General features: G+C 69.9%; 13 protein-coding genes and 2 pseudogenes. 6 read left to right on the top strand and 9 right to left on the bottom strand.

The window, feature by feature from the left end:
* Positions 1–517: 517 nt before the first annotated feature.
* From AB0469_RS01120 to AB0469_RS01095, 6 genes and pseudogenes are all read right to left on the bottom strand, one after another.
* A complete protein-coding gene (locus tag AB0469_RS01120) occupies positions 518–709 on the bottom strand; it encodes a hypothetical protein (RefSeq protein WP_366449166.1) in 192 nt (63 codons plus the stop codon).
* Between the two features lie 1,073 nt (positions 710–1,782).
* Positions 1,783–2,193 (bottom strand): annotated as a pseudogene (locus AB0469_RS01115) (DUF2637 domain-containing protein); the annotation flags it as partial.
* Positions 2,190–2,315 (bottom strand): hypothetical protein, encoded by a 126-nt coding sequence (locus tag AB0469_RS01110; RefSeq protein ID WP_285528405.1) that lies wholly within the window; start codon positions 2,313–2,315, stop codon positions 2,190–2,192. The pseudogene AB0469_RS01115 and the gene AB0469_RS01110, both read right to left, overlap by 4 nt.
* The gene (locus AB0469_RS01105) at positions 2,306–3,028 is read right to left on the bottom strand and encodes a WhiB family transcriptional regulator (protein ID WP_366449165.1); all 723 of its coding nucleotides are present in this window, start codon (positions 3,026–3,028) and stop codon (positions 2,306–2,308) included. Before AB0469_RS01105 ends, AB0469_RS01110 begins: the two co-directional genes overlap by 10 nt.
* 159 nt (positions 3,029–3,187) lie before the next feature.
* Positions 3,188–3,949, bottom strand: a complete 762-nt coding sequence (locus AB0469_RS01100) for an ATP-binding protein (protein WP_366449164.1) — start codon at positions 3,947–3,949, stop codon at positions 3,188–3,190.
* The gene (locus AB0469_RS01095) at positions 3,946–5,034 is read right to left on the bottom strand and encodes a hypothetical protein (RefSeq protein WP_366449163.1); all 1,089 of its coding nucleotides are present in this window, start codon (positions 5,032–5,034) and stop codon (positions 3,946–3,948) included. The genes AB0469_RS01100 and AB0469_RS01095 overlap by 4 nt, the downstream gene beginning before the upstream one ends.
* 574 nt (positions 5,035–5,608) lie before the next feature.
* On the opposite strand from AB0469_RS01095, the gene AB0469_RS01090 reads away from it, so the two are divergent.
* A complete protein-coding gene (locus AB0469_RS01090) occupies positions 5,609–6,469 on the top strand; it encodes a helix-turn-helix domain-containing protein (RefSeq protein ID WP_366449162.1) in 861 nt (286 codons plus the stop codon).
* A 110-nt stretch (positions 6,470–6,579) separates the two neighbouring features.
* Entirely contained in the window at positions 6,580–8,166 is a 1,587-nt protein-coding gene (locus AB0469_RS01085; RefSeq protein WP_366449161.1) for a hypothetical protein, read from the top strand.
* Between the two features lie 100 nt (positions 8,167–8,266).
* Here the strand turns inward: AB0469_RS01085 and AB0469_RS01080 are convergent, their stop codons facing one another.
* The 3 genes from AB0469_RS01080 to AB0469_RS01070 are packed head-to-tail and all read right to left on the bottom strand — an operon-like array spanning position 8,267 to position 11,037.
* Positions 8,267–9,442, bottom strand: coding sequence for an amidohydrolase family protein (locus AB0469_RS01080; RefSeq protein WP_366449160.1), 1,176 nt, complete (start codon positions 9,440–9,442; stop codon positions 8,267–8,269).
* 35 nt (positions 9,443–9,477) lie between these two features.
* Positions 9,478–10,584, bottom strand: coding sequence for an MAB_1171c family putative transporter (locus AB0469_RS01075; protein ID WP_366449159.1), 1,107 nt, complete (start codon positions 10,582–10,584; stop codon positions 9,478–9,480).
* Positions 10,585–11,037: a hypothetical protein gene (locus tag AB0469_RS01070; protein ID WP_366449158.1), complete on the bottom strand. Its 453-nt coding sequence runs from the start codon at positions 11,035–11,037 to the stop codon at positions 10,585–10,587.
* 813 nt (positions 11,038–11,850) lie between these two features.
* Between AB0469_RS01070 and AB0469_RS01065 the strand changes: the two genes are divergently transcribed.
* The 4 genes and pseudogenes from AB0469_RS01065 to AB0469_RS01050 all read left to right on the top strand — a co-directional run.
* Positions 11,851–12,273: a TIGR03618 family F420-dependent PPOX class oxidoreductase gene (locus AB0469_RS01065; RefSeq protein ID WP_285528416.1), complete on the top strand. Its 423-nt coding sequence runs from the start codon at positions 11,851–11,853 to the stop codon at positions 12,271–12,273.
* Between the two features lie 569 nt (positions 12,274–12,842).
* Positions 12,843–13,016, top strand: a complete 174-nt coding sequence (locus AB0469_RS01060) for a hypothetical protein (RefSeq protein WP_285528417.1) — start codon at positions 12,843–12,845, stop codon at positions 13,014–13,016.
* Positions 13,017–13,025: 9 nt separating this feature from the next.
* Positions 13,026–14,237 carry a cupin domain-containing protein gene (locus tag AB0469_RS01055; protein ID WP_366449157.1) on the top strand — a complete coding sequence of 404 codons (1,212 nt, stop codon included), beginning with the start codon at positions 13,026–13,028 and terminating at the stop codon, positions 14,235–14,237.
* Positions 14,147–14,518, top strand: a pseudogene (locus AB0469_RS01050) (aldo/keto reductase); the annotation flags it as partial. The gene AB0469_RS01055 and the pseudogene AB0469_RS01050, both read left to right, overlap by 91 nt.
* Positions 14,519–14,527 lie beyond the last annotated feature (9 nt).

The following is a 14,527-nucleotide window of genomic DNA, read 5'->3' as shown; positions in this document are numbered from 1 at the left end:
GCTCGGCGTCGTTGAAACGACTGGCGATCAGGTGCGTGCGCTTCTCGGCACGGGGCTTGCGCGGACGGTTACGCGCGGTCGGCTGAGTCGAGGGCGTGCGATGCGCGCAGTGCGGGTTGTGGCAGGGATGCGTCTCCCCTTCGGGATGCGGTCCGCCCTCGGCCGCATCCCCACGGTCCTGCGCCCCCTGGCGCTGGACCGGTCCCGCCACCCCCGGGGCGGGGACTCCTTTTGTAGTACTCCCGACGGGAGTACTACAAAAGGTATAACTTGCTCGCGTCGAGGTCGAGTTGGACTTCGCCTGTGCGCGCTCGGTTGCGGGCGTGGTGTTAGGGCGGGTCATGGGGTTGCGGTCCTCGTTGCTGGGCTGGCCGGTGGTGTGGGGTGCCTGTCGGGGTTGCCTGTCTTGCTGCTCGCGTGGACGGGTGCAAGGGGGGCGGGGTGGCCCGGCCTGTGACCGGGCCACCCGAGTGTCAGGTGTTGCTGTGCAGGCCGTTGACCTGCGGATATTGCGGTGTCAGCCGCATTCGGGGCAGTGTGCGTAGTGCTGGGTAAGGGCCCTGGCCATGCGCTGTTTGGCGCCGGCCGCGAACCCGGCGCTGGACTTGCCCGTTCTGGTGCCGGCGTGGCGGACGGAGTGGTTGCTCATCTGGCCCATCTCCGTCTCGAACCCGGACTTGATGCGGTTGAAGGTGCGGCAGGTCTTCATCGGGCGGAACTCCTCTTCGTGGACGCGGCGTTCTCGTCGCGCAGGCGAGCGAGGACCGGGGTCAGGCGGTCGTTGCGGATCGGGATGCTGTGCTCGCGCATGATCTGGCGCAGTTGCACCCGCGTGATGGACTCGTTGCCGTCCCGCTTGAGCGCCGCCGGGACATGGGGGCGCAGCAGGTCGACGATCTCGTCCTCCGAGAGGCGGGTGCGGGACCGCGGTCCCCGTCCTGTACGGGGCCGTGGTCCCCTTGGCGTTCGGGACCGGTCCCGTGCGCGGTCCCGAGGGCGCGTGGGTGCGGGGTTCGGTCCCCGGTCTCCGGTGGCGGGCTCGTCCTCGCCGTCACCGCGGTCCCCGTCCCCAGCCTCGTCCCGGTCCCCGTCCCCGTCCTGGTCCCCTTCGGGGACCGGGTGGGGACGCGGTCCTTCGGCGTCGGTCCCCAGCCCAGCCCACAGGCGGTCCCCGGTGCCCGGGACCGCGAGGGTGCGCTCGTGCCGGGGACGGTCTCCGCTGGGGACCGCAGCCCTGGGGACCGGGACCGTTTGGGGACCGAGGGCGGTGTCCGCCGTCGTGGCGGTGCGGTTCTGGAGGGGACCGTGGCCGGTCCCGGGGACGGTCCCCTCGGTGCGGGGACGGTCCCCTGCGGCGGAACCCTCGGTCCCGTACGCGCGGTCCCCCTGGGGGACGGCGGCGTTGGGGACCGATCGGGGACCGTGGTCGCTGCCGTGCGGGACGGTCCCGGCGGTGGCGGTTCGGTCCCCTCCGGCGCGATGGGCGTTTCCGTGGGGACGGTCCCCGTTGGGGACCGGGACCGTGTGGGGATCGTGGCTGGTGTCGGGGACCGTGGTGGTGCGGTCTCGGAGGGGACCGTGGCCGGTCCCCTCGGTGGTGTGGGGACGGTCCCCTCCGATGGAGGACTGCGTCCCGTACGCCCGGTCCCCGTCGTGCTGGGCGCCCTGGCTCCATCCGGGGACCAGCCGGTCCCCGACTGCCTCGTCCTTGGCGGCCGGTCCCGGCGTGGCGGCTGCCTGGGCACGGTCCCCATCCGGGCGCTGGTTGGGCTGGGGGGTTGCGACGAGCTGGTGGAGCTGGCGCATCAGGACACCGAAGGCCAGCAGAGCGGCAGTCGGAGGGATCGCGGCCACCACGTAGTTCAGCAGCGGCACCGGCGCGGTGCCGGTGCCGCTCACGCCGGCCACGTTGAGGGCGATCGAGCCGACCGAGCCGGTGGTGGTCAGGGCGATGGCCCACCAGTCGGTGACCCGGCGCAGCCCGGCCCGCAGCATGAGCAGTTCGCCGGTGACGATGAAGGCGTCCAGGGTGGCGGGCCAGGCCCACTGGCGGATGGGGGAGTTGCCCAGGCCGTGCAGGCCTGCGACCTCGGCCAGGTGCGCGTACGAGAGCCAGAACCCCGCGGCGGTGAGCGCCACGATGACGGTGCCGGCGGCGATCAGGACGTATCGCTCGGCGCTCTGCGTGGTCATCGGGTGGTGCCTCCGTTCGTCGTGGTGCTGGCGTCGGCCGCTTGGCGGGGGGCGTCGTAGGAGACGGCTGCTGCGGAGATGCCGACGGCGGCGGTTGCCGTGCGCAGGGTGCTCAGGGGCATGGCGACGGCGTGGTGGTGGCGGGGAGGCATGTGGCCTTTCGGAAGTCGTTGATCAGGGCGGCGGTGTGGACCTGTCGGGACACGGGTTCGGGGGTCTGCTTGCTGCGGTCGCGTTCGGGACCATCGCCGTCGTGGCGTAGGCCTGCACCGGAGGGTTCGACGCCGTCGACTTCGGCCTGGCGTGCTGTGGCGAAGGGGTTGGTGTCGATGACGACGTTGAAGTTGTCGCGGTCCTCGATGGCGCGGGCTTCCTCGCGCAGGACGTCGCGGGCCCAGTTGAGGCTGACCTGCAGGGTGAAGGCCAGGCGTTCGGGGCTCCAGCCCTGGGCAGCCGCGTACCGGATCAGGGTCCTGCGTTCGTGCTCGCTGAGCTGGATGCTGCGGCCGTTGATCACCGACAGCACGCGGTCGTAGTCGAGCCGGTGCTCGGTCTTCTCGTGCCAGTGGAGGCGCTCGTCAGCGGTCATGCCGCCCCAGATGCCTTCCTTTTCCTCGTTGTCGAGGGCGTAGTTGAAGCACTCCTGGCGGACGGGGCACATGCCGCAGGTCTCCAGGGCCTCACGGATGGCCCAGCGGTCGCGGGGGGCGTGGAAGAACAGCTCGTCGGCGGAGTCCGGGTCCATGCCGTGGCAGGCGGCGCGGGCGTGCCAGCTGTGGTCGGAGATGCCCCGCAGGGTCGGCGGGGGAGTGGTGTTGGAGGTGATCGTGCGCATCGGGAGCTGTCTTTCGGGTACGCCTCATCAGCCGGCGGTCAGGGCAGCACGGCACCCGCGGTTAGGCCGGGGTGCGGCTTGGATGCCAGAGGTAGGCGGGGCAGGAGGGCGACGGCGGCGGTGCCGTGCCGGGGAAGGTGTGCCGGGCGCGGGGGCCGGTCAGGCGCGCTGGAAGCGGCGGTCGGGTCCGGTGAACTCCACCGCAGTGCACATGCCGGACAGGCGGGACAGGACCCGGTCGCCTACCTTGTCGCGCAGTACCGGGAGGTGCTTGTCCATGCGGTCGTCGCGTACGGGCGGCAGGTTGGTGGTGAAGATCGTCGGCATACGGTTCTGGCAGCGCCAGTTCACCAGCCGGAAGGTGATCTCCTCCGTCCACTCCGAGGTCTTCGCGGCGCCGAGGTCGTCCAGGAGCAGCAGGGGCACCCGCATGATCCGCCGCAGCATGTGCTCGGGGTCCACGCCGGACCGGTAGCGCATCTCCGCGTACAGGTCCGCGGCGGTCGTCGCGTGCCATTCGACCCCGCACCCGGCGGCGGTCAGGGCCCGGACCGCCCCGTACGCCTCGTGCGTCTTGCCGATCCCGGTGCCGCCCCACAGCAGCAGCGACGGGCCGTGCGCGATCCGCCGGCGACCCGGCCTTCCCCACTGGGAGTTCAGATCCTCCGCTGCCGGGGCGACGGCGGCGTCCGCGATGGTCCGCACCCAGGCGGCGACCTGCGGATGCCGGGGGACGGCTTCCCGGTAGGCGTACGGGATCCGCTTCTGGGCGGCCTCCAGCGCCGGGATCGGCTCCGGCGTGTCCGGCAGCACCGGTGCGGTGGCCACATCGATGCCGCGCTCGGCCAGGCGGGCGGCCAGGCGCTCACGCAGCCGGTCGGAGACCACGGGCAGCGGGTCGGTCAGGCGGGCGCGAGTCACAGACTGCCTCCGAACGTGGTCGGCTCCGGCGCGGTCGGGTTCATGTAGGGCGTGTATCCCGAGGTGCGGGCCCAGGCCCCCGCGCCGGAGGCGGACGACACCCCGGCGGCAGCGGGCGGCGGTGAGGCGTTCAGGGCCTCGTTGACCAGACTCGGCAGCACGCTCGGATGCAGGTTCTTGAACCGCAGCCGCTCCAGCGCCGCTCGGATCACCTCCGGGTCGAAGCCCTCCTCCAGCAGCCCCTTGACGTGCCGCCCGACCAGTCCGATCACAGCCTTCGGCGGGCGCTGGACGTGGCCGCCGACGTACTCGGCCACCAGCTGCTTGGTCGAACCGGCATCGGGAGCCGACTCGGGCGCGGGGGCATCGCCCCCCTTAGGGGAAGATCCAGGATCCAGGATCCTAGATCCAGACGACGAGCCCTCGCGAGCCTGCGTCGAGGCCTCGTCGAATGCCACCTGAGCTGTGCATTCTTCATCCGGCGCCGGAGGTGCGTACGAGACGGCCTCGCAGGCCCGCCCCGACGAGGTATCGGGCTCGGCCAGCGCGGCGGTGGGCTCGGACGCTGGCGCGAATTCGGGGGAAAGCGGGTGATCGAGGGCTCGGCGAGGGTTCACCGAACCCTGCGGGACCGGGCCGCTGATCCCCGCCGGCGTCGCCGGAACCTGCACCGCGGCAGGCTCCACGGCCGGGCAGGTTGTCTGCTTCTCCGCCGCGCACCCGCCGCACCGCTGGTGCGTCTGGTGCTTCGGGCAGCGCGACTGGCGGGAGGCGGAGGGACGGTCGATCTTCTGGTGCTTCTCCCACGTCACGATGTGCAGGTACTTCTTGCCGTCACACCCGATGTAGCGGCAGATCAGCCCGGCCGCCTCCAGCTGCTCCAGGTCGTTGGCCACGTGCTCAGGGGTGTGCTCGGCGCGCAGCGCCCACAGGAACCCGGCGATGATCGCCGGGTGGGCGAGGAACCGACCGTTGTCGTCCGCCTGCGTCAGCAGCCCGATGAAGGTGACCATGGCGCTGATGTCGACCGAGGCGATGTCCTCGGACAAGAACATCTCGGGCTTGATCGTCCGGATGCGGGCCATCAGGCAGCACCCCCGCGGACGGGGTTGCGAAGGGGGGACATTGCCGCGCGGGCCGAGTGATTCGGCCTTTTGCGCTGGGCAGCCGTCATGCGACACTCTCCTGTGCAGTGAAGCCACACCGGTGGTCCCGTGAGAAGGATCGGTGTGGATGAAGGTGATCTCCGGCCCTTGCCTGGGCGGGAGCGCCGTGAGCGTCCGGCGTCTGAGAGTTGCCTCTCTCAGACGCCGTCGCCGTTTCCGCGGTCTAACCCGCGCGGCTGGTGCGCGTGCGGCCCATGCCCCTCCCCCGATCCCCCCTTGGCCGGGCGGGCTGCCCGGCGAGCGACGACGAACATATGGGCAGGCTGCGCGAAGGTCCAGGCATAGCTCTACAACCCCATACAACTTCCCGTACCCGCTCTGACCAGCAGGGACGGCGCCCCAGCACACGTGTGCGCCACAGGCTGCGCCGCCCGGCCCGAGCCGGTATCGTTCGCCGCAATGAAGCTAACCCTGTTTGCCGGACCCGGCAAGTGGGTAAGCTGAGGTTCGTTGAATTCACCGGATCGCGGTCCGGGACACAGAGGAGGTGCAGGTGGCGGCACGTACCGTGGACGGTCAGCGCATCCGCGCGGTGCGCCGGTCCGCAGACCTGACCCAGGACTTCGTGGCCGCGGAGCTCGGGGTGTCGCCCAGCGCGGTGGCGAACTGGGAGAAGGGCACCACGGCCCCCGACCCCTGGAAACTTCCGGCCTTGGCCCGCACCCTGGGCCGCAACCTCGACGAGCTCTTCCCCCGCCAGGGCCCCCCCGATCTCGGCGACCTGCGCGGCGACGCCGGCTTCGCCCAGTACGAGATGGCGCAGATCCTCGGCACGAAGTCGGAAGGCCCCGTCGCCAACGCCGAACGCGGCAAGCGCCGGCTGTCCGGCAAGTTCGTCGAGCCCCTCGCAACGGCGTACGGGGTGAGCGTGGAGCGCCTGCTGGCAGCCCAGGAGCGCAGCTTCGGCCTGGACGCCCCCGAGCCCGACGACGAGATGCCCACCACCCTGGCCGAGAAGATGAAGTACCTGCTGGAGAACAGCGACGGCCCGGCGCTCAGCGACGCCGAGATCGCCGAGGCAGTCAACCGCTTCGCGGGGGCCGCCGTCATCTCCGAGGCCGGTGTTCGCGACCTGCGGACCGGCGCGGTGACCGAGGCATCCCCCGTCGTACTGGAAGGGCTGTCGGCCGCCTTCGGAGTGACCGCGCTGTTCTTCCGCAGCAGCGAGGCCGTGGCACAGCAGGTGGCCGAGGGGCTGACCCTGCTGGCGCACGTCAAGAGCGGCACCATCCGCGGCCTCAAAGGCCGCCAGCTCGGAGCCGAGGGCCTCTCCGACGACGTCATGGCCCTGATCAACGGGTTCGTCGCCGAGATGGAACAGAAAAGCCTGCCCGGCACGGACGACGGCAAGTAGCCTCCCCCTTCGGGAACATCACCCGCACCGCTGCCTCGTCGCCCCTACGTGCGGGTAGCCGGTGCTGCGGCGGACCCGGAACTCCCCTGCTCGGTGAGAGGTTGAACCGCGTGACCGACCTGACGGCCCCGCTCCACGACGCTCAGGTGACGTTGCTGCGGACAATGGCCCACGAGTATCTGCTGCGCGCCGACGGTTCCTGGCCCACGTGGAGGTGGGTCGTCCACACGCTCGACGGGATGGATCTCGACGCCGAACAGCTGATCCGGTCCCTGCCCCGCATCAAGGCCGGGGGCACCTCCTACGGGTTCACCCGCGGCCTGGGGCCGTATATCGCCGACGGCGAGCAGATCTTCCTGACGATCGCGGCGGCCGCCCATGTCGGCGAACTCGACAGCGTGATCGTCCCCAGGTTCCTTCGCGTGCTGCCGTACCTGGTCGCTGCGCAGAGGGCCCCGCTGACCTCCAGTCAGCAGGTGCAGCAGCCGCGCGCGACATCAGAAGACCTCCTTCGCGCGTTCCCGGAGATGCCGGACTTCGTCACGAACTGGCTGCCAGGGATCCTGGAAGGCGAGCCCGCCACCTGGTGGGGCAACTCCAGTGGCCGCGACGCAGCTGCGGGAACGTGGTTCCGCGACCTGAGCCGGGAAATCCGGCATTACAGGGGAGTCTCCACCCTTGCCGAATACATGACGGCCGTCGCCGGCCACCTCGCCGGACACGACCGCAGCATCACGTCCCCCGGCGCGGCTGCGCCGGCCGTCGCCCTGCCCTACGGCTCGAGTCCGCCCGCCGCCGCAGCCGGAGAGACAGACGCCGCTTCGCTTTCTGTGCTTCCGCCTCCGGAGGACGCCGCCGTGATGCTGCTGGCCTGGCTCGCCGGACGCGCGGGTGGATCCAGCACGCAGTACGTCTCCCTCGCCGAGTTCGCAGAGCCGGACACCGTCCTGCACGCGCGGGCGGTCGAGGCGGCCAACCTGCTCAGCACCCGAGGACAGGTCGAAATCCTCCGCACCTTGGGCGGCGGCCGAGGACTGGCCCTGCGGATCACCCCGCAAGGGCTCCTGGAGGCCGAGCGCATCGCCCTGGCCCGCAGGAACGCGGGAGCCCGCCACGACCACGCCTTCAACGAGCTGGTGGCCAGGGCCTACGCCTGCGAAGGCTCGGAGCTGGCCGTCCAGGAATTCGTGGCCACCACGTACTACCTGGGCGCACCGCACGCGGTCGACACCGTCATCGACGCCGCACGAGAATTGCGGGACCACGGGCTCGCCCACCTGGACCCGGCCGAAGGACGCCCCACCCGTCTGATCCTCACCGCGCAGGGGCGGACCTGCGCCCGAACCCGTACGAAAGCGAGCGACTACGTGACCAGCCAGAACACCCCGGGAATCCAGTTCATCCAGAACAACTACGCGGGCTCGACCGGTGCCCAGGGCCAGTACGTCACCCAGAACGCCGGCCTTCGCCCTGACCAGTTCGCCGAGATGGTGCGGCAGCTGCGCGAGCTCGGTCCCGCCCTGGACGTGGACCAGGGCGAGTTCGTCCACGAAGTGGAGGTACTGGCCGACGAGTCTCTGGAGCTGTCCGAGCGCCGCCGCGCCGGCGACCGTGTCCGCGGCTGGCTCGAGGCAAACCAAGGCGCGGTCGGAGGCGTTCAGACCGTGCTGTCCGTCCTTGGCCTCTTCCTGGGGTGAACCCTGCGAGCGCACGGCCCGCCGTTGTGCCGCGCGGACTGCCTTGGGGGCGGGGCCGACTGCCGGCCCCGCCCCCAAGACTGCGGTGGTCGCCGTCAGGTCAGGACGCCAGGTACTGCCGGCCGCCCGCGAAGACCGCCCGCACTGTGCCGAGGGCGGCCAGATCCTCCAGCGGGTTGCCGTCGACGACGAGCAGGTCGGCGGCGTAGCCGGGGGCCAGACGCCCGACCTTGCCGTCGAGGCCGAGCGCAGCGGCCGCCTCGGTGGTGGCCATGGCGAGGATCCGCTCGCGGGGCACGCCCAGGTGCTCGTAGAACCCCAGCGCCTGGACCAGCCCGTCGAACCCGGCACGCTGGACTCCGGCATCGGTGCCGGCGACCAGGCGCACCCCGGCCTCGGCCATCTGCCGGACCAGGTCGAACATCGCCTTCGCGCGTTCTTCCCCGAAGAACCGCGGGAGCATCTGCCAGTGCGGGCTCACCGCCGGGCAGACATGGATGCCGCGCTCGATGATGCGGTCCAGGACGTCCGTACGGAGGTCGAAGCCGGTCTCGGTCATCCAGGTGCAGTGCTCGATGGTGTCGACGCCGGCCTCGACGGCGTCGGCGATGGCCTGCGTCCCGTGGGCATGGGCAGCGACCTTCACCCCGGCCGCGTGAGCCTCCTCCACGACCACGGAGAGCTCGGCCACGCCGAACTGGCTCTGCCAGCTGGCGGCCCCGCCCTTGGTCAGCCCGCCGCCGCCGGCCATCACCTTGACGACCTGGGCCCCGGCCGCGAGGTTGCGCTGGACGAGCGCGCGGGCGCCATCCGCATCGGAGACCTCGCCGCCGAGGAACCAGCAGTGTCCGCCCGGCGGGGTCACCGGGGCGCCCGCCCCGACGACCCGCGGCCCGGCCGTGCGGCCGTCGGCGATCTCGCCGGCCAGCCGCAGGGCCAGGCCGCCGCGGTCGCCGAGATCACGGGCGGTGGTGACCCCGGTGGACAGCAGCTGCTCGGCACGCTTGCGCATGCCCTCCAGGAGGTCCTCGTCGCCAGCCTCCTGCATCGTGGCCACCGGGTCGGCACCGGCGTCAAAGACCAGGTGCACGTGGGCATCGATGAGCCCGGGCATCAGAGTCGAGCCGGGAAACTCCCTGCGCTCGGTACCCGCTTCGGCCTGTGCCTCAACCTCGGCGCGGGGGCCGGCGGCAGCGATGGCATCCCCCTGCAGCAGTACAGCACCGTCGGTGATCTCGGCGTCTCCCGTCAGGAGACGCCCGGCGGTGATCAGCATCAGATCTCGCTTTCCGAATCAGTTAAGACGGGGTGTCACGCGGCGGTACGCAGCGCGTCGGACAGGGCGAACAGGTGAGCCGCGTCGGAACTACGGTCGTCCTGCTGGGGAACCGCCAGCGCAACGACGGGCTGTGCTGCCTCCGACGCCGGACCCTGGTAGGCGGCGCGCAGGCGGCCTGCCAGCAGGTCGGGGCCCACGTGCATCAGCTCCTCAGCCTCCAGCTCACCCAGATACGGGCTGATTCGCACGAGCCCGTCCCGACATTCGACAACACGGCGGTGGTAGCGCCGGTGCACGCCACGCAGCCCCCACTCCTCCAGACGGGAAGAGGATCCGTTGAGGACGATCTCGGGGAAGCGGGACGCGAGAAGCTCCCACAGCGGGGCAAGCCGCCGGTAGCCGCGGCGGTGCTCCTGCCACAGACGGAAGGCCGCCAGGCGGCTACGGGCCGCCGAGTAGGACACACCAGCCACGAACAGGATGATGGAGACCACCAGCAGCATGGCCACCGTGGCCATCACCGAGTGCGGCACCACCCCGCCCTCCCAGCGCACGGCCACGAACACGGCCCGCACGGCGCATGCGACGGCCATGGCCAGCAGCCCGACCGCGGTGATCCACAGCCCTGTCGCATGCGGCCGAGGCGACATCCGCGCGTACCGCACCGTCCACACGCCGGCAGCGGCGAGCGCGTACATCAGGTACAGGCCGGCCACGCCGTAGAAGACCGCCAGCTGCGTGATGGTCATGTCGGCGGTTGCGAAGCTCCCGGCGAAGGCCTCGTGCGGCACGGTGGTCGCGGCCACGGTGATCACGGCGGCCACGCAGAGCACCACCAGTGCTTCGATCCGGGCCCGCTTCCTGCTCGCCTGCTGGTCCGAGGCGGAATACAGGTAGAAGCACATCAGGAAGTACATGGTGCCCAGGAGAAGCAGGTTCTGCCCGAGCTTGGCCGCGCCGTGGCCGGCCACCATGTCCATCCCCGACGCGCCGCCCGGAGTGGCGAGCGGCACCTGTAGCCCCGCGAATGCGAGGCACAGGGTCACCGACCGCAGAGCGCGGTCCTTCGGTGCCCGGGTGAGCTGGAAGACCTTCCAGCCGACAGCGCCGGCGAGAAGAACAAGGAAGATCGGGTACATCTAAAGCCATCCCCTGCGGTCCCCGAGGGCCATGTTGACCCGGCGCGCAGCCAGGTCCCGTGCCGGTGCCGGCTCCAGCCGGTCCAGTACGGAGGCCCATTCCATGATGATCGTTGCCGCCGTCTCCACGCGGCACTCGGCCACGTCGTCGTACGAACAGCGGTTGAGCACGCGCCGTACTTCACCCTTGTCCACGCCCGGAACCAGGGCGGCCCAGTCCGTGGGAGCGCCGTCGTCGTCGGCGATCACGTGGCACAGTTCGTGCAGGATGATGTGGTCCTGGTGCAGCTTGGTGGTGCGTTCCTGATAGACGATCAGGTCGCCGTGCACTGTGTCGACCCACATCCCCAGCGGCCCCGGCATCGGCAGTGGGGCGGGACGGAGCACGATCGGACGGCCCCGTCGCTCCGACAAGGCCCGGCGCAGCTCGTCGACATCGAGCGGCGGCTGCACGCCCAGCTCCTGCAGGGTGCGTCTGATCCGCCGCTGCAGATCCCGGTCCGTGCCCCGGGCGGCCCTCGCTGACGTGCGAGACGCCTGCAGGCGCAGGCGGCTGATCAATTCCCACGGCCAGGCACGTGGTCCCGCAGATGCGGGCTTATGTTCAGAGGCGGCAGCCCCTATTTCCCCCATGCGGCTTCCTCATATCCAGCGGCGTGCGGCACTTGGGGGTGCCACGCAGCCAATCCCCAAAGAATGCTTCAGTCTCATCACCCGTAAGTCGAAGGGGGTGTGAGGCGCCGGAATGTGACTGCGGAATCCCGCAGTTCGTGATCGACCAAGCCTGGCGGAGGGCCGTGGCGTGCTACGGCGACCAGTGATCGCCGTGGAGGGATCGTCAAATCTCCTGGCGTCACCGTTTGGGGGTCTCCAAGCGGCATCCAAGGGTTGATTGTTTGATAAACAATCCGACGCAAGGGGAGGGCGATTCCTTCGGAGCGATGCATTCCGGTTGTAGAGACGACGTTACGTCATGCATGCATGATCAAAATGACGTCAGGGGCGTGATCTACCGCACGGTAACCACGTCTCCGTGGCGGGCGAGCCCGGCGGAAGTGCGGAATCGCAGGGGTTTACACGCGTAGATTCTCTGGGGGCCTCTGAGATGCGCGGAAGCTTCGCCACCCGCGACCCACTGCGTGTGGTGAGCGGCGCGCAAGGGGGGTGTCTGCATAGTGCCTATCGGCCAGGGTGCGGGTCTATCGATCTTTGCTCCGTGAGATGCCTCGCAGACGAATCCTCACAGAGGCGTTTATCCTCCTGCGTATGTCTACCGAGCTCTGCAGTACCGATGGTTTTCGTAAGTTCTTTTCCGAATACCACCTCGCCACCCTTGCGACGCTGCGCCCCGACGGTACGCCGCACGTTGTTCCTGTCGGTGTGACGTACGACCATGACGCTAATGTCGCCCGTGTCATCACGCGGAAGTCGAGCGTAAAGATCAGCAATATCCTCTCCGCCCTTCCCGGCGAGGCGCGCGTGGCGGTTTCGCAAGTGGATGGGCCTCGTTGGATAACCCTTGAAGGGGTGGCTCGCGTGATCACCGACCAGGAGCAGATCGCTGCTGCTGTAGACGGCTACGCTGCGCGCTACGGCCGCAGGCCTGCGGAAGATCCCCGGCGCGTCCTAGTCGAAATCACGCCCGACCGGGCCTTGGGGTTGCTCGAAATCCCGGGGCTGGCTGCATAGGCCGGTGCTCGGTGGGTGGAAGGCCTGGCCGGCGGGCCCATCACGCGCCCAGCAGCACCGAAAGGGTTCTGGTCCTGAGTGCGCGGCTACTCGAGACTGCCGGGCTGGCGGCTCCAGCGAGGCAGTACGGCAACGTTGGATCTGACGCTGGTGAGCACTTCTTCCGCCTTGCCGAGCACGGCCGCGACGTCTTCGGTGTCGCTCGGCGTGTAGGTGCAGTCGTGCTGACTCGAGCAGGATGATCAGCGCGCGGGAGGTGCCCGCGCACGCCTTGGTCGGCGGGTCGGCGGCCGGGGCCTTCTCCCGGATGTCGCGCAGCGCTCCCGCGATCCGGTACCCGCCGACACCACATGAGCGCCCGGCGTCGATCCGGTCGTCTGAGCTGCGTCAACGCCCCACACTCGTCCACGGAACTCGCTGTGTGGCGCTGTCGTCCTCCCCGATGCGGGTGCCACCGCCGAGCATCCGCACATCTGTCCGAATATTGCTCTACTGACCTGCCGTGGAGGCGGGTTAACTCAGACACTTCGCCCGTAGCCGGGTGGAGAAGCTGAGAGAGGAGAGCAGAGATGGCAGACAAGTCATCCGCACAGGCAGGGACCAGCCCCGCACTCCTGATCGCGGTGGAGGAGCTGGCGACCGCACACGACCGCAGCGAGTCCGAGCGGTCGGACGTCACCAGCTCGCAGAACAGCGCTGGCGATGACGGCGAAAACCGCGACCTGAACCTCCCGAGGGCGTAGGGGGAGCCCATGGAGCACCGGCTCGTCGCCCACATCGAGGAGGCTCTCGGCTGGGACGGGCCGGGTTCCGTGGGGGCCGCGTTCGCCCGCGGCCGCCTCACGGACCCGGACCTGCCCGCACGCCTGTTGACTCCGCACAGGCTCTTGGACCTGATCAAGCGTCGACACCTGGCCAACCCGCAGCTGCGCTGCTACGCCGAGGGCGACGAAGTACACCCCTCCCTGTTCCTGTCCAGCAATGTCAACCGGCGTCGACAGGCCGTGAGTCAGGCCGACATGGCGGCGCTCGGACGGATCCTCAACCAGGGCGGCACCGTGGTCCTGGACCACCTGGACTTCTTCGACCCGACCCTGGAAGTCGCCTGCCGGGCCCTCGGCTGGTGGTCGGGGGAACTGACCTCTGCAAACGCGTACCTCGCGGTCGGTGACACCGACGGATTCCATCTGCACTGGGACGATCACGAGGTCATCGCCGTGCAGCTTGCCGGTGAGAAGTCGTGGGAGGTGCGCGGGCCGTCCCGGCTGGCCCCGATGTACCGCGATGCCGAACGCAACCGCACGCCCTCCGAGGAAGTGCTGTGGAAGGGCACCATGCGGGCCGGGGACGTCATGCACATCCCCCGCGGCTTCTGGCACACCGCCACCCGCCTGGGCTCCGGTAGTGATGGCCACTCACTGCATGTGACGTTCGGGTTCACCAAACGGAACGGCGTCACGTGGGCCAACTTCCTCTCCGATGCCGCCCGCGCCGACGAGGCCTTCCGCCGCGACTTGGAGGGCGCCGAGGGAACCGCGCACAAGGTGCTGACGGACAAGCTCAGTTCCCTGGCCGCCTCCTACAGCCCGGAGCGATACCTGGACGAACTGCGGTCCAATACCCCGCCCGCACGTCACATGCCCTACGTGACCGCTTTCGGCCGACCGGAGGGGGTTGTGGCCGTCACCGAGTTCGCCCCCTCCATCGTCCGCGCCGGCGACACGGTCCAGGTGTGCGGCGGGGGCAAGCGGCTGACCTTCCACGAGCGCGCGGATCCGGGCCTGCGCGCGCTCCTGTCGGGTCACCCGGTCTACCTCGACGGAGCCGACGAGGACACCATCACCCTTGCCGATCTGCTCGTCATGGAGGGACTGTGCGAACCACTGACGGAGATGTCGTCCTCGGGCTATACCGGTCTGGTCACGCCCGTGACGTACTTGAAGCGGCCGTCGGCCTCGGGGTAGCACGCCTCGACACCGCTTCGAATTACTTCCGCCATCGCTCACACGAGGCGCTGAGGGCGGTGGCCGGCGATCTCCTGCCGAATTTCTCGCTCTCCACCAAGGTCGGGTACTTCCCTGGGGAACACTCTCTCACTCCCGCTCGGCTACGCGCCGGAATCGAGCAGGCTGTGAAGGAGCTGGGGCGGGAGCCGGACGTGGTGCTCCTACACAACCCGGAGCATTCCCACCCGGACGCCCAGATGCTGCAGCGGGCGTGTGCGGCCTTGGCCGACGCCGCACAGGCAGGGCTG

The organism is Streptomyces sp. NPDC093801, from assembly GCF_040701585.1.
In the GTDB taxonomy this organism is placed as follows: Bacteria; Actinomycetota; Actinomycetes; order Streptomycetales; family Streptomycetaceae; genus Streptomyces.
The sequence above is the reverse complement of the archived record's forward strand: the minus strand, read 5'-3'. Positions and strand labels throughout refer to the sequence as shown.

Coding starts and splice junctions, on each gene's coding strand:
- AB0469_RS01065 (WP_285528416.1), top strand. CDS start 11,851: ATGTCTACCGAGCTCTGCAGTACCGATGGTTTTCGTAAGTTCTTTTCC.
- AB0469_RS01105 (WP_366449165.1), bottom strand. CDS start 3,028: ATGCGCACGATCACCTCCAACACCACTCCCCCGCCGACCCTGCGGGGC.
- AB0469_RS01095 (WP_366449163.1), bottom strand. CDS start 5,034: ATGGCCCGCATCCGGACGATCAAGCCCGAGATGTTCTTGTCCGAGGAC.
- AB0469_RS01075 (WP_366449159.1), bottom strand. CDS start 10,584: ATGTACCCGATCTTCCTTGTTCTTCTCGCCGGCGCTGTCGGCTGGAAG.
- AB0469_RS01060 (WP_285528417.1), top strand. CDS start 12,843: ATGGCAGACAAGTCATCCGCACAGGCAGGGACCAGCCCCGCACTCCTG.
- AB0469_RS01055 (WP_366449157.1), top strand. CDS start 13,026: ATGGAGCACCGGCTCGTCGCCCACATCGAGGAGGCTCTCGGCTGGGAC.
- AB0469_RS01120 (WP_366449166.1), bottom strand. CDS start 709: ATGAAGACCTGCCGCACCTTCAACCGCATCAAGTCCGGGTTCGAGACG.
- AB0469_RS01110 (WP_285528405.1), bottom strand. CDS start 2,315: ATGCCCCTGAGCACCCTGCGCACGGCAACCGCCGCCGTCGGCATCTCC.
- AB0469_RS01080 (WP_366449160.1), bottom strand. CDS start 9,442: ATGCTGATCACCGCCGGGCGTCTCCTGACGGGAGACGCCGAGATCACC.